20 protein-coding genes are annotated in these 17,047 nt (G+C 62.8%); 18 read left to right on the plus strand and 2 right to left on the minus strand.

The features are described from left to right. The first annotated feature begins 264 nt into the window (after positions 1 to 264). Genes EVC45_RS11790 through EVC45_RS11805 form a run of 4 tightly spaced genes read left to right on the plus strand, consistent with a single transcriptional unit; the run spans position 265 to position 3,421 of the window. Positions 265 to 1,326 carry an RluA family pseudouridine synthase gene (locus EVC45_RS11790; RefSeq protein WP_129958167.1) on the plus strand — a complete coding sequence of 354 codons (1,062 nt, stop codon included), beginning with the start codon at positions 265 to 267 and terminating at the stop codon, positions 1,324 to 1,326. After that, the gene (locus tag EVC45_RS11795; protein ID WP_129958168.1) at positions 1,319 to 1,978 is read left to right on the plus strand and encodes an HAD-IA family hydrolase; all 660 of its coding nucleotides are present in this window, start codon (positions 1,319 to 1,321) and stop codon (positions 1,976 to 1,978) included. The genes EVC45_RS11790 and EVC45_RS11795 overlap by 8 nt, the downstream gene beginning before the upstream one ends. Then, positions 1,975 to 2,391, plus strand: coding sequence for a Rieske 2Fe-2S domain-containing protein (locus EVC45_RS11800; protein WP_129958169.1), 417 nt, complete (start codon positions 1,975 to 1,977; stop codon positions 2,389 to 2,391). The genes EVC45_RS11795 and EVC45_RS11800 overlap by 4 nt, the downstream gene beginning before the upstream one ends. A 28-nt stretch (positions 2,392 to 2,419) precedes the next feature. Continuing rightward, the gene (locus EVC45_RS11805) at positions 2,420 to 3,421 is read left to right on the plus strand and encodes a S49 family peptidase (protein WP_129958275.1); all 1,002 of its coding nucleotides are present in this window, start codon (positions 2,420 to 2,422) and stop codon (positions 3,419 to 3,421) included. Between the two features lie 115 nt (positions 3,422 to 3,536). Here EVC45_RS11805 and EVC45_RS11810 read toward each other — a convergent pair whose 3' ends face one another. After that, positions 3,537 to 4,256, minus strand: coding sequence for an SAM-dependent methyltransferase (locus tag EVC45_RS11810; protein ID WP_129958170.1), 720 nt, complete (start codon positions 4,254 to 4,256; stop codon positions 3,537 to 3,539). Then, positions 4,253 to 4,867 carry a Maf-like protein gene (locus EVC45_RS11815; RefSeq protein ID WP_129958171.1) on the minus strand — a complete coding sequence of 205 codons (615 nt, stop codon included), beginning with the start codon at positions 4,865 to 4,867 and terminating at the stop codon, positions 4,253 to 4,255. Before EVC45_RS11815 ends, EVC45_RS11810 begins: the two co-directional genes overlap by 4 nt. 306 nt (positions 4,868 to 5,173) lie before the next feature. On the opposite strand from EVC45_RS11815, the gene EVC45_RS11820 reads away from it, so the two are divergent. The 14 genes from EVC45_RS11820 (at position 5,174) to EVC45_RS11885 (ending at position 16,927) form a co-directional block, all read left to right on the plus strand. Continuing rightward, positions 5,174 to 5,830 carry a DUF177 domain-containing protein gene (locus EVC45_RS11820; RefSeq protein ID WP_129958172.1) on the plus strand — a complete coding sequence of 219 codons (657 nt, stop codon included), beginning with the start codon at positions 5,174 to 5,176 and terminating at the stop codon, positions 5,828 to 5,830. Between the two features lie 102 nt (positions 5,831 to 5,932). Beyond that, positions 5,933 to 6,112 carry a 50S ribosomal protein L32 gene (gene rpmF, locus EVC45_RS11825; protein ID WP_006401275.1) on the plus strand — a complete coding sequence of 60 codons (180 nt, stop codon included), beginning with the start codon at positions 5,933 to 5,935 and terminating at the stop codon, positions 6,110 to 6,112. Positions 6,113 to 6,235: 123 nt separating this feature from the next. Beyond that, positions 6,236 to 7,342, plus strand: coding sequence for a phosphate acyltransferase PlsX (plsX, locus tag EVC45_RS11830; protein ID WP_129958173.1), 1,107 nt, complete (start codon positions 6,236 to 6,238; stop codon positions 7,340 to 7,342). Continuing rightward, on the plus strand, positions 7,342 to 8,331 hold the full coding sequence (locus tag EVC45_RS11835) for a beta-ketoacyl-ACP synthase III (protein ID WP_129958174.1): 990 nt from the start codon (positions 7,342 to 7,344) through the stop codon (positions 8,329 to 8,331). Before plsX ends, EVC45_RS11835 begins: the two co-directional genes overlap by 1 nt. Positions 8,332 to 8,449: 118 nt before the next feature. Beyond that, positions 8,450 to 9,385, plus strand: a complete 936-nt coding sequence (fabD, locus tag EVC45_RS11840; RefSeq protein ID WP_129958175.1) for an ACP S-malonyltransferase — start codon at positions 8,450 to 8,452, stop codon at positions 9,383 to 9,385. 113 nt (positions 9,386 to 9,498) lie between these two features. Continuing rightward, on the plus strand, positions 9,499 to 10,248 hold the full coding sequence (gene fabG, locus EVC45_RS11845; protein ID WP_129958176.1) for a 3-oxoacyl-ACP reductase FabG: 750 nt from the start codon (positions 9,499 to 9,501) through the stop codon (positions 10,246 to 10,248). Positions 10,249 to 10,399: 151 nt separating this feature from the next. Next, on the plus strand, positions 10,400 to 10,639 hold the full coding sequence (gene acpP / locus EVC45_RS11850; RefSeq protein ID WP_004197638.1) for an acyl carrier protein: 240 nt from the start codon (positions 10,400 to 10,402) through the stop codon (positions 10,637 to 10,639). Between the two features lie 256 nt (positions 10,640 to 10,895). Beyond that, the gene (gene fabF / locus EVC45_RS11855; RefSeq protein ID WP_062127833.1) at positions 10,896 to 12,134 is read left to right on the plus strand and encodes a beta-ketoacyl-ACP synthase II; all 1,239 of its coding nucleotides are present in this window, start codon (positions 10,896 to 10,898) and stop codon (positions 12,132 to 12,134) included. Positions 12,135 to 12,148: 14 nt separating this feature from the next. Further along, positions 12,149 to 12,646 carry a hypothetical protein gene (locus EVC45_RS11860; RefSeq protein WP_129958177.1) on the plus strand — a complete coding sequence of 166 codons (498 nt, stop codon included), beginning with the start codon at positions 12,149 to 12,151 and terminating at the stop codon, positions 12,644 to 12,646. Positions 12,647 to 12,747: 101 nt separating this feature from the next. Further along, on the plus strand, positions 12,748 to 13,347 hold the full coding sequence (gene rpoE / locus EVC45_RS11865) for an RNA polymerase sigma factor RpoE (protein WP_006051939.1): 600 nt from the start codon (positions 12,748 to 12,750) through the stop codon (positions 13,345 to 13,347). A gap of 93 nt (positions 13,348 to 13,440) precedes the next feature. Next, positions 13,441 to 14,055: a sigma-E factor negative regulatory protein gene (locus EVC45_RS11870; RefSeq protein WP_129958178.1), complete on the plus strand. Its 615-nt coding sequence runs from the start codon at positions 13,441 to 13,443 to the stop codon at positions 14,053 to 14,055. Positions 14,056 to 14,059: 4 nt separating this feature from the next. Then, complete coding sequence (locus tag EVC45_RS11875) at positions 14,060 to 15,100, plus strand: MucB/RseB C-terminal domain-containing protein (protein ID WP_129958179.1); 1,041 nt, start codon at positions 14,060 to 14,062, stop codon at positions 15,098 to 15,100. Between the two features lie 37 nt (positions 15,101 to 15,137). Beyond that, positions 15,138 to 16,658, plus strand: coding sequence for a DegQ family serine endoprotease (locus EVC45_RS11880; protein WP_129958180.1), 1,521 nt, complete (start codon positions 15,138 to 15,140; stop codon positions 16,656 to 16,658). Continuing rightward, entirely contained in the window at positions 16,655 to 16,927 is a 273-nt protein-coding gene (locus EVC45_RS11885; protein ID WP_129958181.1) for a glutaredoxin family protein, read from the plus strand. The genes EVC45_RS11880 and EVC45_RS11885 overlap by 4 nt, the downstream gene beginning before the upstream one ends. Positions 16,928 to 17,047: the final 120 nt, after the last annotated feature.

The following is a 17,047-nucleotide window of genomic DNA, read 5'->3' on the forward strand; positions in this document are numbered from 1 at the left end:
GAAGCTGAAAGCTAAATTCTTTTTTACCAAAATTCCGTTACCGTCGAAGCCGACCTTGACCGAACGCGCCTGCGGGCGCCGTCCCTGCCGGGTGCTGACTTCGTGCGTGCAACTTGTTGCATCTCATTTTCAGGGTGAGCAACCAGACCCCGGCGCAAGTAAAATAACGGTTTATCGCTTGCGCTCGCGCAATCCACCCGCATTCCGGACGCTGTGCGAACACTGCGCCGGTCGTCGCGGACTGCTGGCCAAATTATATTCAGAATGAAAGAGTTAGGCAAAACATCCCAGAGATCGGTTGCAGGCGCGGTCGAAGGCTCGCCTGCGGGCCAGGTTTCAAGCGACCAGGTTTCGCTGATCGAAATCGACGACCGATCGGCCGGTCAGCGCATCGACAATTTCCTGCTGCGCGTCTGCAAGGGCGTGCCGAAGAGCCATATTTATCGCATCCTGCGCAGCGGTGAAGTGCGCGTGAACAAGGGCCGGATCGATGCGCAATACCGGCTCGAACTGGGCGATCTGGTGCGAGTGCCGCCCATTCGCGTCGCGCAGCCGAATGAGGCCGCAGCCCATGTGCCTGTGCCTGCGGCGGGCTTTCACATCCTGTTCGAAGACGAGCATCTACTCGTGATCGACAAGCCGGCCGGCGTCGCCGTGCACGGCGGTAGCGGTGTCGCGTTCGGCGTGATCGAGCAGATGCGCGAGGCGCGGCCGCAGGCGAAATTCCTCGAACTCGTGCACCGGCTGGATCGCGAGACCTCGGGCATCCTGATGCTCGCGAAAAAGCGCGCGGCGCTCGTCAATCTGCACGAACAGATCCGCGACAACCGGATGGACAAGCGCTACTACGCGTGCGTGCACGGCGAATGGGCGAGCGATTGGGGCCGCCGCCGCGCGGTGAAGGAGCCGCTGCACAAGTACCTGACCGCCGACGGCGAGCGCCGCGTGCGCGTGCAGGCCGACGGACTCGCTTCTCACACGATCTTCAATCTGGTCGACCGTTGGCCGGACTACGCGCTGCTGGAGGCGGAACTGAAGACGGGGCGCACGCACCAGATTCGCGTGCATTTGCAGCATCTGGCATTGCCGATCGTCGGCGACGCCAAATATGGTGATTTCGCACTGAACAAGGCGCTTGCGCGCGCCAATGCGAAGCCAGGCATCAAGCGCATGTTTCTGCACGCTTACCGGCTCAAGCTCACGCATCCGGCCACCGGCGCGCCGCTGCAGCTGGAGGCGCCGCTGCCGGCCGACTGCCGCGGCTTTATCGAGCAACTCAACGAACTACGCACTGGGTTCAACCCGGAGACGACTTTGCATGGCTAGAGAGCAATTTGATCTGATCGTGTTTGACTGGGATGGCACGCTGATGGATTCGACCGCGCACATCACGCGCAGCATCCAGGCGGCCTGCCGCGATCTCGGCCTGCCGGTTCCCGCCGACGAAGCCGCGAGCTACGTCATCGGCCTCGGTCTGCGCGATGCATTGCAGATCGCCGCCCCGACGCTCGCTCCGGCCGACTATCCGCGGCTTTCTGAGCGTTACCGCTTTCATTTTCTGGTTAAAGACCAGACCACCGAGCTGTTCCCCGGTGTGCGCGAGATGCTCCAGGAGTTGCGCGACGTCGGCTATCTGCTCGCCGTCGCGACCGGCAAGAGCCGCGTCGGGCTCAATCGCGCGCTCGACCAGGCGCGCCTGACGAGCCTGTTCGACGGCACGCGCTGCGCTGACGAAACTTTCTCGAAGCCGCATCCGGCAATGCTGCACGAGCTCACCCGCGAATTGGGGCAGGATACGGCGCGCACGGTCATGATCGGCGACACGACGCACGATCTGCAGATGGCGCTCAACGCCGGCGTGGCGGGCATCGGCGTGACGTACGGCGCGCATCCGGCGAATTCGCTGAATGCTATGTCACCGAAGTTCGTTGCGTCGAGCGTCAGTGATTTGTCCGGCTGGCTGCGGGAGAACGCATGAGCGCCGACGGCGTGGCTACCGGTGCTGCCGCGGCTGCGCAGGCAGTGCGTATTTGCGCCGCCGACGAACTGGTCGACGGTGGCGACGGCATCCGGCGCGACGCGCGGCTCGGCGGACAGGATGCCGTAGTGTTTTTCGTCCGCTATGATGGCTGCGCCTACGGCTATCTGAACCGTTGTGCTCATGTGCCGATGGAACTCGACTGGCAGGAAGGGCAGTTCTTCGAATCGTCCGGCTTATACTTGATGTGCGCGACACATGGCGCGATTTACGCGCCGGATACCGGCAAATGCGTCGGTGGTCCGTGTCGCGGGGGCAGATTGCGCCCCGTGCAGGTCGAGGAGCGAGATACGCCCGAGGGCCGTGCAGTATTCTGGTTGCCTGACGGCGAGTTGCTGCCGGTCACGCGCTGATTTCCCCTTCAATCTTTCCACTGTCCGCATGTCCGACAATTTGACCCCCGAAAAGGACCCTGCCTCGGGAGGCCGCTCCCGTGCATCCGCCGATCAGCCCGGCTGGGAGCGGGCCGCGCTTGAGCGCATCGCGCTTGAAGCGATCACCGAGCAACGCGCCGCGCGGCGTTGGCGGATTTTTTTCCGCTTCGTCTTTCTCGCCGTGCTGGCACTCGCAATCTGGGGTGTGTTGAGTTTCTCCGGCGAGCGCGTCGCCACGACCGGCCGTCATACGGCGATGATTTCGCTTGATGGCGAGATCGCAACAGATACGAACGCGAACGCAGAAGATGTCAACACTGCGCTCGATTCCGCGTTTGAAGATTCCGATACCGCCGGGGTGATTCTCTATTGCAACAGTCCCGGTGGTAGTCCCGTGCAAGCGGGCATCATCAACAGCGAAGTTCGGCGATTGCGCGGCAAATATCCGTCTATTCCGCTATATGTCGTGGTCGGCGATATGTGCGCGTCCGGCGGATATTACGCGGCCGCAGCGGCGGAGAAGATCTATGTGGACAAGGCGAGCATCGTCGGTTCAATTGGCGTGTTGATGGACAGCTTCGGATTCACGGGCCTGATGGACAAGCTCGGGATTCAGCGCCGGCTGCATACATCGGGTGAGAATAAAGGCTTTTTCGATCCGTTCTCGCCTGAAACGCCGAAGATGGACGAACATGCACAAGCTATGCTAGATCAGATCCACGCGCAGTTCATCGACGCGGTGCGTCAGGGGCGCGGCAAGCGGCTGCATGAGACACCCGATATGTTCTCGGGTCTGTTCTGGACGGGGCAGAAGAGTGTCGAACTCGGTCTCGCGGATGGGTTTGGCGACGCGGATTACGTCGCGCGTGAGATCTTCAAGGCACCAGATATCGTTGATTACACGGTGAAAGAAAGCATTACGGATCGCGTTGCCCGCAAATTCGGTGCGGCGGTCGGCGCCGGAGCGGTTCGGGCGATGGCGCTCGGCGCGAAAATGAATCTGCGTTGAACTCGCGGTAATAAAAGAAGCCCGCGCGCTCGGCCTGGGTCGATCGCGCGGGCTTTGTCATTGTGTGCGGGTTCCAGGCGCGACCAGGCCTTCGCTGCCTGGCCGGTGCCTGCGCTCAGGCCGCCAGAATCAGAAAAATCGCCGGCCGCTTATGCAGGTCGATCTCCGGCTTCTTTTTCCAGTCGGCGACGCTCCGGCTTGCGATCGTTTCGCTCGGCAGCGTCAGGTCGACTGCGACGCAGACGAGCGTCGACGGCACGCAGCTCGCGAGCAACGTATCGAGCAACGCGCGATTCCGGTACGGCGTTTCGATGAAGATCTGCGTTTGCCGGCTCTTTCGCGACTGTTGTTCGAGGTCGCGCAGGCGTTTGGCGCGCTCGGCGGCGTCGACGGGCAGGTAACCGTGGAAGGCGAAGCTTTGGCCGTTCAGCCCCGACGCCATCAGCGCGAGCAGAATCGAACTCGGCCCCACCAGCGGCACCACCTTCACGCCGCGCTCGTGCGCGCGTCGCACGAGCAGCGCGCCCGGGTCCGCGACCGCCGGGCAGCCGGCCTCGGAGACGAGTCCCGCGTCCGTACCTGAGAGCAGTGGGGCAAGCAGCTTGTCGATTTCCCCGGGCGGTGTATTGACGTTCAGTTCGCGAATTTCGATTTCCTGAATCGGCCGTTCAGTGCCGACTTTCTTCAGGAACGCGCGCGTGGTTTTGGCGTTTTCACCAATGTAATAGTGCAGCGACGCGGCGCGGGCGCGCACGGGCGCGGGCAGCACCAACTCGAGCGCGCTTGCGTCGCCTTCGCCGAGCGTATTTGGAATCAGATAGAGCGTGCCGGTCATCGTGCCCTCAGAAGCGGGTAGTTGGCCGCGAGCAGCATGTGCGACAGCGCGATCAGCGGCAGGCCGACGAGCGCGGTTGGGTCGTCGGAATGGATGGCTTCCAGCAGTGCGATGCCAAGTCCTTCGGATTTGGCGCTGCCGGCCACGTCGTAGGGCGTTTCGGCGCGCAGGTAGGCGTCGAGCGCGTCGTCCGGCAGGTCGCGAAAGCGCACCCGGGTGATCACGTCGACGGTTTGCGCGCTGTCCGTCGCGCTGTCGAACAGGCACAGCGCACTATGAAACAGCACGTCGCGGCCGCGCATCGCCTGCAATTGCGCAAGCGCCCTGTCGTGCGTGCCGGGCTTGCCGATCTGCAGACCGTCGTAAGTGGCGACCTGGTCGGAGCCGATCACGAGCGTGCGTTCGCCGTCGAGGCCTTGAGCGACCGCACGGGCTTTGGCTTCGGCGAGCCGCAGCGCGGTTGCTTCGGGCGTTTCACCGGCGAGCGGGGTTTCGTCGATCGCGGGCGCGACGACGTCGAACGGCACCCGCAGGCGTTCGAGCAGCTCGCGGCGATATGGCGAACTCGACGCCAGAATCAGGCGTGGCGGGCGTTTGGAGGAATCAGACATGGTTTGCGGGCAACGGAAGTGACGGGTCGTACGGCGTCGCGCGAGGCTCGCGCACATACGGGCTTAAGTGTTTGACTCGAAAAGACAAAACGGATATGATTTCGGGCTTTTCACGGTATGCTTGCGCTTGAAGGGTCTCGGCGCGTTCAGCGGCTTTCGGCAGTCGGAAGGTTGAGAAGGCGCAGCTAGGTTGAACGCAACAGTCGTGATCCACTGGCTACCTCGCACACCGGATTACCTTCGCGGCGGATCTGATCGTTCTTCGCGAATCACCCCGGCAACATGCTTGCCGACGCAGGAGCGCACATGACTCAACATCCTGGCAAACCTGCAGGTCTGTCCGACCCGCATGAGCTCGATCTGTTCGAATTCACGCGGAGCGGACGTCAGGCCGCGGGTGTCGTGCGCGTCTCGCAACTGCCGCGCATGTTAAACGAAGTCCCGGCGGAAGCGCCAGATCGCGACACCGCGTTCACATGGCAAGCCGAAGGGACGACGCAGCCGGAATTGCAGGACGACGGCACCGAAGGTCCCCAGCCTTATCTGCGGCTGGCGATTCACGGTGCGGCGTGGCTCGAATGCCAGCGGTGCTTGACGCCGTATTCGCAGGCGTTCAACGTCGATGCAACTTACCGGATCGTCAATACGGAGGCGGAAGCCGAAGAGTTTCCGCTCGACGAGGATGAAGTCGAGGTGATCGTCGGCTCGCGCCAGTTCGATCTCATCGACTTGATCGAAGAAGAGTTGCTGCTTTCCTTGCCGCTCGTGCCCAAACACGAAGTCTGTCCTGAAGTGCACGAGAGCCTTGTCTCTGGCGCGGACGGCAGCGAAGGCGAGGGCGACGAAGCCGCGCAGGACGAAAGCGGCGATGTCGGCGAGCCGGACCAGTCCAGCGAACGGCGCAATCCGTTTGCGGCGCTCGAAACTCTGAAGCGCGACGAACCGGGCGGCAAGAAGCACTGAACAGTTGCAGGGGGCGCGATGCGGGCGCATTGGCCATTCGGCCAGTGGTTAAGTCCGTATCGGGCTGTGTTAGAATTCGGAAAATTTTTTGGAGTTTTAGTCATGGCAGTTCAACAAAACAAGAAGTCGCCGTCGAAGCGCGGCATGCACCGTTCGCACGATTTCTTGACGGCAGCGCCGCTGGCCGTCGAGCCGAGCACGGGCGAAGTGCATCTGCGTCACCACATTAGCCCGAACGGCTACTATCGCGGCAAGAAAGTCGTCAAGACGAAGAACGACTAATCGTTGACTGCGATGCGCCCTGTGGCGTTTCGCGCAGCGATCGGCTCGCTTGACATTTTCCCGGTTCGGCAAAAAGGCGGCATTCAACTGCCGCTTTTTTGTGTCTGAAATTCGTCGCACTCCATGACAGTAAAGCTCACGATAGATTGCATGGGAGGCGACCACGGCCCGTCCGTGACCGTTCCCGCTGCCGTCAACTTCGTTCGTTCGCATCCCGACGCGCAGTTGCTGCTCGTCGGCATTGAAAGTGCGATTCGTGCGCAGCTGAAGAAGCTCAAGGCTCAGGATCTGCCGGCGCTGACCGTCGTGCCTGCTACTGAGGTCGTCGCGATGGACGATCCGGTTGAGGTCGCGCTGCGCAAGAAAAAAGATTCGTCGATGCGCGTGGCGCTGAACCGCGTCAAGGAAGGCGAGGCGCAGGCCTGCATTTCAGCCGGCAATACCGGCGCGTTGATGGCGGTCTCGCGTTATGTGCTGAAAACGCTGTCGGGCATCGAACGCCCGGCCATCGCGTTTGCCCTGCCAAATCCCACCGGCTATACGATGATGCTCGACCTGGGCGCCAACGTCGACTGCGAGCCGCAGCATCTGCTGCAGTTCGCCGAGATGGGGCACGCGCTCGTGTCCGGGCTCGAGGGAAAAGACCGGCCCACCATCGGCCTGCTCAACATCGGCGAAGAGGTCATCAAGGGCAACGACATCATCAAACGCGCCGGTGAACTGCTGCGTGCGAGTACACTGAACTTTCACGGCAATGTAGAAGGCGACGACATCTACAAGGGCACCGTCGACGTAATCGTCTGCGATGGCTTTGTCGGCAATGTCGCGCTGAAGACGTCGGAAGGTCTCGCGCAAATGCTGTCCAACATCATCAAGGAAGAGTTCGGTCGGTCGTGGCTGACCAAGGTGATGGCGGTGCTCGCGTTGCCGGTATTGATGCGCTTCAAGAAACGCGTCGATCATCGGCAATACAACGGCGCCGCGCTGCTCGGCTTGCGCGGTCTCGTAATCAAAAGCCACGGTTCCGCCGATGCCTACGCGTTTGAGTGGGCCATCAAACGCGGGTATGATGCCGTCAAAAACGGCGTGCTGGAGCGCCTTGCGCGAGCGATGGAAGAGAATGCGGGTTCTCTCGAACAGGCGGCGCGCGACGCAAGCGGTGCGGGTCACGCAAGCCCGATCGCAGGCCAGCCGGCCGAGCCCTACGCTGCGCAATCCTCGAAGGCATAATGGCTCAATCCACTATCTATTCCCGCGTGCTGGGCACCGGCAGCTGTCTGCCGCCCAACCGCGTCACCAATCAGGATCTGGCTGAGCGTCTCGCCAGTCAAGGTGTCGAGACGAGCGACGAATGGATCGTCGCGCGCACGGGCATCCATGCGCGTCACTTCGCCGAACCGGACGTCACGACCAGCGACCTCGCGTTGATCGCGTCGCAGCGTGCGATCGAAGCGGCGGACATCGATCCGCAGTCGATCGACCTGATCGTCGTCGCCACCTCCACACCTGACTTCGTGTTCCCGAGCACCGCCTGCCTGCTACAGAACAAGCTCGGCATCAAGAATAACGGTGCCGCGTTCGACGTGCAGGCAGTCTGTTCGGGCTTCGCCTATGCAATGGCGACGGTGGACGCCCTGATTCGCAGCGGCCAGCATCGCACGGCGCTCGTGATCGGCGCGGAAACCTTCTCGCGCATTCTCGATTTCAACGACCGCACCACCTGCGTGCTGTTCGGCGACGGGGCTGGCGCGGTGATCCTGCAAGCCTCCGACGAACCGGGTGTGCTCTCGAGCGCGCTGCACGCGGACGGCAGCCATTCGAACATTCTCTGCACGCCGGGCAACGTGAACCGCGGCGTGGTCGCCGGCAGCGCGTTCCTGCATATGGACGGTCAGGCTGTGTTCAAACTCGCCGTCAACGTGCTCGAGAAGGTTGCGATCGAAGCTTTGGAAAAAGCCGATCTGAAGCCCGAGCAGGTCGACTGGCTGATTCCGCATCAGGCCAATATCCGCATCATGCAGAGCACCTGCCGCAAGCTCGGTCTGCCGCAGGAGCGCATGGTCGTCACGGTGGGCGAGCACGGCAATACGTCGGCGGCGTCCATTCCGCTTGCACTCGATGTCGCGGTACGCGACGGCCGCATCAAGCGCGGCCAGAACGTGCTGATCGAAGGCGTCGGCGGCGGCTTCACGTGGGGCGCGTCGGTCATTCGCTACTGAGCGCGACGACGCATCGCAGGGCGCCGCGAGCGGCGCCCGCGCGGCCGGCGTAACCCCGCGCGCCATCTGGCAGCCGCGGCCCGCCGTCACATCCGATTAAACAGAATTTGGGGACGATATGAAATTCGCGTTCGTTTTTCCTGGGCAGGGTTCGCAGGCGGTCGGCATGCTCAACGGATTCGCCGACCACGCAATCGTGCGTGAGACGGTTCAGGAAGCGTCCGACGCACTCAACCAGGACCTCGGCAAGCTGATCGCCGAAGGCCCTGCCGAAGATCTCAATCTCACCACCAACACCCAGCCGGTCATGCTGACCGCGGCCTACGCTATCTATCGCGCGTGGCAGCAGGCGGGCGGCCCGGCGCCGGCGATCGTCGCGGGCCATAGCCTCGGCGAATACACCGCGCTCGTCGCGGCCGGCGCGCTGGCGTTTCGCGACGCGGTGCCGCTCGTGCGTTTCCGCGCGCAAGCAATGCAAACCGCAGTGCCGGTGGGCGAAGGCGGCATGGCCGCGATTCTCGGTCTCGACGACGACACGGTGCACGCGGTCTGCGTGGAAGCGTCGCCGGCGGGCGTCGTCGAAGCGGTCAATTTCAACGCTCCGGCGCAAGTCGTGATCGCGGGCCACAAAGCCGCGGTCGAGAAGGCTTGCGAAGTCGCGAAGGCGAAGGGCGCGAAGCGCGCGCTGCCGCTGCCGGTGTCGGCGCCGTTCCACTCGTCGCTGCTCAAGCCCGCGTCGGATCAACTGCGCGAATACCTCGCGAGCATCGACGTGCGGGTGCCGTCGATTCCGGTCATCAACAACGTCGACGTCGCCGTGGTCAACGAGCCGGCCAAAATCAAGGACGCGCTGGTGCGCCAGGCGGCTGGTGCGGTGCGCTGGGTCGAATGCGTGCAGGCCATGGCCGCGCAGGGTGTCACGCACGTGATCGAATGCGGTCCGGGCAAGGTCCTTGCGGGTTTGACCAAGCGTATCGACGGCAATCTGGTCGGTGCGTCGGTGTTCGATCCGGCATCGCTCGAAGAAACGCTGAAGCTCGTCACAGCGGGCTGAGCGCGCATTCTCGAGCGGGTGTCGACAGGGCAGGGCTCGCTGACGCGACAGCTCTCGACAGACGAATCAACAAGAATCAATCAGCCCTATTTGAAGGGCATCCGGACTGACAGATGGAAAAGACTCTCGACAAGCAGATCGCAATCGTGACGGGCGCATCGCGCGGCATCGGCCGTGCGATCGCGATGGAACTCGCGCATCAGGGCGCTACGGTGATCGGCACCGCGACGAGCGAAAGCGGGGCGGCTGCAATCAGCGAAGCGTTCAAGGCGGCGGGCGTGAACGGCCGCGGCGCGGTGCTCGACGTCAACGACGCGGCCGCAGCCGAAGCGCTGATCGACGGCACGGTCAAGGAATTCGGCGCGCTCAACGTGCTGGTGAACAACGCCGGCATCACCCAGGATCAACTGGCGATGCGCATGAAGGACGACGACTGGGACGCGGTGATCGACACCAACCTGAAGTCGGTGTTCCGCCTGTCGCGCGCGGTGCTGCGCCCGATGATGAAAGCGAAGGGCGGCCGCATCATCAACATCACGTCGGTGGTCGGCTCGGCAGGCAACCCGGGGCAGATCAACTATGCGGCCGCGAAGGCCGGCGTCGCGGGCATGACGCGCGCGCTCGCGCGTGAAATCGGCAGCCGCGGCATCACGGTCAATTGCGTGGCGCCTGGTTTCATCGATACCGACATGACGAAAGCGCTGCCCGAAGAACAGCAGACCGCGCTGAAAACGCAGATTCCGCTCGGCCGTCTCGGCAGCCCGGAAGACATCGCGCACGCGGTCGCGTTCCTCGCGTCGCCGCAAGCGGGCTACATCACCGGCACGACGCTGCACGTGAACGGCGGCATGTATATGCAGTAACCAGATTCGGTTACTATCCGCGCCTCGATGTGTTTGCAGAAGCACGAGGCGCAGGCGTTGACAGGAACCCGAAGCGCCGCTTTTTTGCCGGGTCAAACCTGATAAAATGCGCGCACCTGTATTTTTGAACTTCTTTTCCCTTGGAGGGGTAATGGACAATATCGAACAGCGCGTCAAGAAGATCGTCGCGGAACAACTGGGCGTTGCGGAAGCGGAAATCAAGAACGAAGCGTCGTTCGTGAACGATCTCGGCGCCGACTCGCTCGACACCGTTGAGCTCGTGATGGCCCTCGAAGACGAATTCGGCATGGAAATTCCGGATGAAGAAGCCGAGAAGATCACTACCGTTCAGCAAGCGATCGACTACGCTCGCGCGAACGTCAAGGCCTAAGGTCATTCGCGCCTGCGTTTCTGCACGGGCCGCGCATGACGCCCTGCCGTGCCGCTTGCCGGCACCAGCAGGGTCGGCGCTATGGGGCGTGTCCATTGACACACCATGCGCCGCGCCGCTTGGTCGTCAGGAGCCAGCGATGTTGACAGCGCAACTTTTCGCGCGATTGCCGACTTAAACAGCCACAGGGCACACAGGGCGATTCCTGTGGCCGCTGTGGCTTTTGCTTGTTGTCATCTATGAAAAAGGGGTTACCGTGAGCCGCCGTCGTGTTGTTGTTACAGGCCTGGGGCTGATTTCGCCTGTTGGCAATAATGTTGCCGATGGCTGGGCCAATCTGGTCGCCGGCAAGTCTGGGATTGCCAATATCACGAAGTTCGATGCGTCGAACTTCTCCACTCGTTTCGCCGGCGAGGTGAAGGGCTTCAATATCGAGGACTACATCCCCGGTAAGGAAGCGCGCCACATGGATACGTTCATCCATTACGGCGTGGCTGCGGGCATCCAGGCGATGCAGGACAGCGGCCTCGAAGTCACCGACGAGAATTCGGAGCGCATTGGCGTGGTGGTCGGTTCGGGCATCGGCGGTCTGCCGATGATCGAAATCACCCAGACCGAATTGCTCAATCGCGGCCCGCGTCGCATTTCGCCGTTCTTCGTGCCGGCTTCGATCATCAACATGATCTCCGGCCACTTGTCGATCAAGTTCGGCATCAAGGGTCCGAATCTGTCGATCGTCACCGCGTGCACGACCGGTCTGCATTGCATCGGCGAAGCTTCGCGCCTGATCGAATACGGCGACGCCGACGTGATGATCGCCGGTGGCGCGGAATCGACCGTGTCGCCGCTCGGTATCGGCGGCTTTGCGGCGGCACGCGCGCTGTCGCAGCGCAATGACGATCCGGCGACCGCGAGCCGTCCGTGGGACAAGGACCGTGACGGCTTCGTGCTCGGCGAAGGCGCGGGCGTGATGGTGCTCGAAGAATACGAGCACGCGAAGGCGCGTGGCGCGAAGATTTACGCGGAAATCGGCGGCTACGGCATGAGCGGCGATGCGTATCACATGACCGCTCCGCTCGAAGACGGCGACGGCGCACGCCGCTGCATGCTCGCCGCATTGAAGAACGCGGGTATCAACGGCGATCAGGTGAATTACCTGAACGCGCACGGCACGTCCACGCCGCTCGGCGATCTGGCGGAAACGACCGGTATCAAGCGGGCGTTCGGCGACCACGCAAAGGACATGGTCGTCAACTCGACCAAGTCGATGACGGGTCACCTGCTGGGCGGCGCGGGCGGTCTGGAGTCGGTGTTCACGGTGCTCGCCGTGCATCACCAGGTCTCGCCTCCGACCATCAACATCTTCAACCAGGACCCGGCCTGCGATCTCGATTACTGCGCGAACACCGCGCGGGACATGAAGATCGACGTCGCGCTGAAGAACTCGTTCGGGTTCGGCGGCACGAACGGCACGCTGGTGTTCAAGCGCGCCTGATCGCCTGACCACGGGTGACGAGTCAGTTCACGACGCCGGCTTCGCCGGCGCTTTCTCCCACGCCGGCAACATTGGGCAGCGCGGCGCAGCGGATTGCGCTGCGTCGTTCGGTCGCAATGCGTGCCGCGCTGGGGGCGTTCGTGCTGATTGTGACGTTAGCCGTCTATACCTGCCTCGCGCCGCGGTTGGGCGCGTGGCAGGCTGCTCCGTTGACGCTTGCCGTCGCAGCGCTGCTCGCGCTGTGCGCGGCGAGGCATGAGGCGGTGCAACCCGTCGCGCTGCGTGTCGCGATGGGCGAAATTTCCGCTTGGAACCACGCGGGCGTGTTGCTCGCGCGAGGCCGCGTGGTCGGGTGCGCGCAGTGGAGCGGCCGCTTGCTGGTGCTCGCGATCGAGCCCGAGGGTGGTCAAGGGCGCCGCCGCATGCGCTCCCTGCTGCTCACCGCCGACGCGTCGCCGTCCACCGTTTTCCGCGAACTTTCCGTGCTGGGCCGGCGTGCGGCCGGCGCCTGACTGTAACGACTGTAACCGCTGTTACCGTAGTAACGTGCCCTCACGAGGGGGACGCTACAATAGTCCCCCGCCATGCGCCCTATAGTTAACGGATTTATCAGGTGAGCGAAAAAGAAATTGATCAGGTGCTGGTCGAGCGCGTTCAGAAGGGCGACAAGGCCGCGTTCGAGCTTCTGGTCTCCAAATACCACCGCAAGATTCTCCGGCTGATCTCGCGTCTCGTGCGGGACCCCGCCGAAGTCGAAGACGTCGCGCAGGACGCTTTTATCAAGGCGTATCGCGCGTTGCCGCAGTTTCGCGGCGAGTCGGCGTTTTATACGTGGTTGTACCGGATTGCGGTCAATACCGCGAAGAACTACCTTGCCACCCAGGGCCGGCGCGCGCCGACCTCGACCGAAGCGGATGCTGAAGAAGCTGAAACTTTCTCCGACGCCGACCAACTAAGGGATATCAACACGCCTGAGTCGATGTTGATGAGCAAGCAGATCGCCGAGACGGTCAATGCTGCGATGGCGGTTTTACCGGAAGAATTGCGCACCGCCATTACTCTTCGAGAAATTGAGGGTTTGAGCTACGAGGAAATCGCTGAGATGATGGGTTGTCCAATTGGCACAGTCAGATCACGAATTTTCCGCGCTCGCGAAGCCATTGCGGCAAAATTGCGACCGTTGCTTGACACACCCGAAGGCAAGCGCTGGTAGACGTTTCTGAGCGTCCAGCCGGCTTGGCGGGGCAGCGGTGCAATATCTGGATTAGTGGTGTCACTACGGGATATTTGGAAGATGGGGAGCATCATGGGGTCGGTCTCGATGCAGTCGCAAGCGAGCTCGCACGGCGAGCGTCTGTCCGCTTTCGTCGACGGTGAGCTGTTCGGCGAAGAGCATCTGAATCTGGACAAGTTTCTTGCGGAGCTGGACGGCGATGATCGCGCCGCCTGGTCGAGCTACCACCTGATCGGCGACGCGCTGCGTTCCGACGATCTGGCAGTCAGTCCCGCACGGAGCAGCGCCTTTCTGAGCGGCTTTGCCGCGCGTCTCGAAAGCGAGCCGCATGTGCTTGCGCCAGCCGCCGCGTCCGCGTCGGTCACGCGCCGCCTGCTCGGGCTGCGCCGCCGGGTGGTGCCGGCTTTTGCCGTCGCTGCCGCCGCCGCAACGTTGACCTGGATCGTCGTGCCGCAGTTGCAGGGCGTGCCGGGTGGTCCGGGTGCCCAGCTCGCTTCGCTCCAATCGCACGGCGATACGGTGCAGCGGGTCGCCATGGCTTCGGTGCCGGCGCAAGACGCCAACATCATTCGCGACGCGAGCCTCGATCAATACCTCGAAGCTCATCAGCAGTTCGCGCAACAACCGGTGATGGCAGGCTCGATGCCGGTAATTCGCGCTGCCTCAGTCTCCACGCAGGGCCAATAGTTTGATGCAGACTCCGCGGTTCAATAAAACGACTATCTGGGGGCGGTTGCCAGCATTTCTGTTCTGTGCAGCCGTGTTGTTGTCCGCCACACCGCGGGTCTTCGCACAAGACGATCCGACCGTCGTCCGTCGCACGGCGGCGGCACTGCTCGACCGCATCCACGAGGCCGCCCAGCAGCAGAATTACGAGGGCGCGTTCGTCTATCAGCGCGGCAATTTCGTGCAGACGTCGCGCATCGCGCACTACTCCACGCATGCGGACGGCGAGTTCGAGCAGCTCGAAAGCCTCGACGGCAAGCCGCGCAAGATGCTCCGGCATAACGACGACATGTACACGTTCGTGCCCGAGCGGCGTATCGTAGTCTTCGAAAAGCGGCAGAACAAAGACTCGTTCCCTGCGCTGCTGGCCGTGAACGGCGAGCAGGTACTGTCCGTCTACGAGCCGAAAATGCTTGGCGACGACCGCGTGGCGGGCGTCGACAGTGTCGTGATGGAACTCGATCCCAAAGACTCGTACCGCTTCGCGTACAAGCTATGGGCCGACAAAAAAACCGGTCTGCTGCTGCGCGCTCAGACGCTCGACCCGAGCGGCCAGGTACTGGAGCAGCTGTCGTTTTCGCAGGTCCGCATCGGCGTTCCGGTCGACAAGACGGGCATCGTCAACGGCATTCGCAATCTCGCGGGCTGGACCGTCGTGCGTCCGCCCGTCGAGCCGGTCGACATGGCCGCGCAGGGTTGGCAGATCACGCCATCGGTTCCGGGCTTCCACATGATTCGCCAGTTACGCCGCCCGATGGCGTCGCGCGAGACGGGGCAGCCGCCAATCCCGGTCGATCAGGCAGTGTTTTCCGACGGCCTCGCGGCGATTTCGGTGTTCGTCGAGCCGGTCGAGAACAATACGCGCAAGGAGGGCACGGGCGATAGCGGCGCAACGCACGTACTGGTCAAGCGTCAGGGCGACTTCTGGATTACCCTGCTCGGTGAGGTGCCCCAAACCACATTGCAGCAGTTCGCGTCTGCCATAGAATACAAAGCTCCGAAGTAACCCTTCCGAATCCTGAAATCCCTCGGCTTGCTACGATATGACGACTTTCTCGGTGCGCAAATTCCTCGCGGCCGTAGTGGTGGCGGCGTGTTTGCCGCTTGTGCCGCATATGGCATCGGCGGCTCCCGCTGCCAATCTGCCCGACTTTACTGACCTCGTCGACAAGGTCGGCCCGGCGGTCGTCAACATTCGCACGACAACGCGCGTGTCGAACGGTAGTTCCCGCGGCGGACTGCCGCCGGGTATGGACGACGGCGACATGTCGGAGTTCTTCCGGCGTTTCTTCGGGATTCCGATGCCGCAGTCGCCGCAATCGCCGCACGGGGGCGATAACGGCGGTGGCGGTGGCGGCGGCGGCGGAAGTGGCGGCAGTCCGGATTCACCGGACAACACCGACGCCGAACAGAACAGTGGGGTAGGCTCGGGCTTCATCCTGTCGGCTGACGGCTACGTGATGACCAATGCGCACGTCATCGACGACGCGGACACGATCTACGTGACGCTGACCGACAAACGCGAATTCAAGGCGAAGCTGATCGGTGTCGACGACCGAACCGACGTCGCGGTCGTGAAAATCAACGCGTCGAATCTGCCGACCATCACGATCGGCGATTCGAACAAGGTGCGCGTCGGCGAATGGGTCGTCGCGATCGGTTCTCCGTTCGGTCTCGAAAACACGGTAACGGCCGGCATCGTCAGCGCGAAGGGGCGCGACACCGGCGACTACCTGCCGTTCATCCAGACCGACGTCGCCGTCAATCCCGGCAACTCGGGCGGTCCGCTGATCAACATGCAAGGTGAGGTGATCGGCATCAATTCGCAGATCTATAGCCGCACCGGCGGTTTCATGGGCATTTCGTTCGCGATTCCGATCGACGAGGCGATGCGCGTGGCCGATCAGCTGAAGAGTTCGGGCAAGGTGGTGCGCGGCCGCATCGCGGTGGCGATCGGCGAAGTGACGAAGGACGTCGCCGATTCGCTAGGTTTGCCGAAGGCGCAGGGCGCGCTCGTCAGCAGCGTCGAGCCGGGGGGGCCGGCCGACAAGGCCGGCGTGCAGCCGGGCGACATCATCCTGAAGTTCAACGGTCATTCGGTCGACACCGCGACGGACCTCCCGCGCATGGTCGGCGATACGAAGCCGGGCACGAAGACATCGATCACGATCTGGCGCAAGGGTCAAACGCGCGATCTGTCGATCACGATCGCCGAAATGCAGCCGGATAAGGTCGCGAAGGCAGATCAGAAGAAACCGCAGCCGCCGAAGCAGCGCGCGACCAACGCGCTCGGCATTGCGGTCAGCGACATTCCCGCCGATCAGCAGAAAGCGCTGAAGATTCAGAACGGCGTGCAGATCGACGCGGTCGACGGTCCGGCCGCGCGTGTCGGGCTCCAAAAGGGCGACATCATCCTGCGGGTCGGCGATACGGACGTGACGAGCGCGAAGCAGTTCGACGAAGTGACGTCGCACCTCGATTCGCAGAAGATGGTCGCGTTGCTGGTTCGTCGCGGCGACAACACGCAGTTTGTGCCGATCCGCCCGCGCAGCGCGCAGAAATGACGAAGACGGCATCGCTCACGCTTTATGGGCGCGCGTGGTGCCATCTGTGCGAGGACATGCGCGCCGCTCTCGAGCCGTTACTGGCTGAGTTCGGCGCGCAACTGGCGGTGATCGACGTCGACAGCGATCCGTCGCTCGAAGCGCGTTACAACGAGCTGGTGCCAGTGCTGGTTTGCGATGGCGCCGAGCTGTGCCACTACCATCTCGACGAAGCGCGCGTGCGGGCGGCGTTGGCCGCACATGCATCGCGTGTAGCGGCGGCATCCTGATTTGAGCGATCAGGTGCGTTTTTACCGCGGCTCACCGCGATGCTCTCAGTGATTTTCTTGCACCTCCTGGTCCGTCTTTCTGTCCGCGCTTAGCAAGATGCGCCGGCCGATGGCCTTTTC

The sequence above is a fragment of the Paraburkholderia sp. UYCP14C genome (genome assembly GCF_004197395.1).
Classification (GTDB): domain Bacteria; phylum Pseudomonadota; class Gammaproteobacteria; order Burkholderiales; family Burkholderiaceae; genus Paraburkholderia.

Excerpts from the sequence above, each read along its gene's own strand:
- EVC45_RS11790 (WP_129958167.1), top strand. The coding sequence starts at position 265 with ATGAAAGAGTTAGGCAAAACATCCCAGAGATCGGTTGCAGGCGCGGTC.
- EVC45_RS11795 (WP_129958168.1), top strand. The coding sequence starts at position 1,319 with ATGGCTAGAGAGCAATTTGATCTGATCGTGTTTGACTGGGATGGCACG.
- EVC45_RS11800 (WP_129958169.1), top strand. The coding sequence starts at position 1,975 with ATGAGCGCCGACGGCGTGGCTACCGGTGCTGCCGCGGCTGCGCAGGCA.
- EVC45_RS11805 (WP_129958275.1), top strand. The coding sequence starts at position 2,420 with ATGTCCGACAATTTGACCCCCGAAAAGGACCCTGCCTCGGGAGGCCGC.
- EVC45_RS11810 (WP_129958170.1), bottom strand. The coding sequence starts at position 4,256 with ATGACCGGCACGCTCTATCTGATTCCAAATACGCTCGGCGAAGGCGAC.
- EVC45_RS11815 (WP_129958171.1), bottom strand. The coding sequence starts at position 4,867 with ATGTCTGATTCCTCCAAACGCCCGCCACGCCTGATTCTGGCGTCGAGT.
- EVC45_RS11820 (WP_129958172.1), top strand. The coding sequence starts at position 5,174 with ATGACTCAACATCCTGGCAAACCTGCAGGTCTGTCCGACCCGCATGAG.
- rpmF (WP_006401275.1), top strand. The coding sequence starts at position 5,933 with ATGGCAGTTCAACAAAACAAGAAGTCGCCGTCGAAGCGCGGCATGCAC.
- plsX (WP_129958173.1), top strand. The coding sequence starts at position 6,236 with ATGACAGTAAAGCTCACGATAGATTGCATGGGAGGCGACCACGGCCCG.
- EVC45_RS11835 (WP_129958174.1), top strand. The coding sequence starts at position 7,342 with ATGGCTCAATCCACTATCTATTCCCGCGTGCTGGGCACCGGCAGCTGT.
- fabD (WP_129958175.1), top strand. The coding sequence starts at position 8,450 with ATGAAATTCGCGTTCGTTTTTCCTGGGCAGGGTTCGCAGGCGGTCGGC.
- fabG (WP_129958176.1), top strand. The coding sequence starts at position 9,499 with ATGGAAAAGACTCTCGACAAGCAGATCGCAATCGTGACGGGCGCATCG.
- acpP (WP_004197638.1), top strand. The coding sequence starts at position 10,400 with ATGGACAATATCGAACAGCGCGTCAAGAAGATCGTCGCGGAACAACTG.
- EVC45_RS11870 (WP_129958178.1), top strand. The coding sequence starts at position 13,441 with ATGGGGTCGGTCTCGATGCAGTCGCAAGCGAGCTCGCACGGCGAGCGT.
- EVC45_RS11875 (WP_129958179.1), top strand. The coding sequence starts at position 14,060 with ATGCAGACTCCGCGGTTCAATAAAACGACTATCTGGGGGCGGTTGCCA.
- EVC45_RS11880 (WP_129958180.1), top strand. The coding sequence starts at position 15,138 with ATGACGACTTTCTCGGTGCGCAAATTCCTCGCGGCCGTAGTGGTGGCG.
- EVC45_RS11885 (WP_129958181.1), top strand. The coding sequence starts at position 16,655 with ATGACGAAGACGGCATCGCTCACGCTTTATGGGCGCGCGTGGTGCCAT.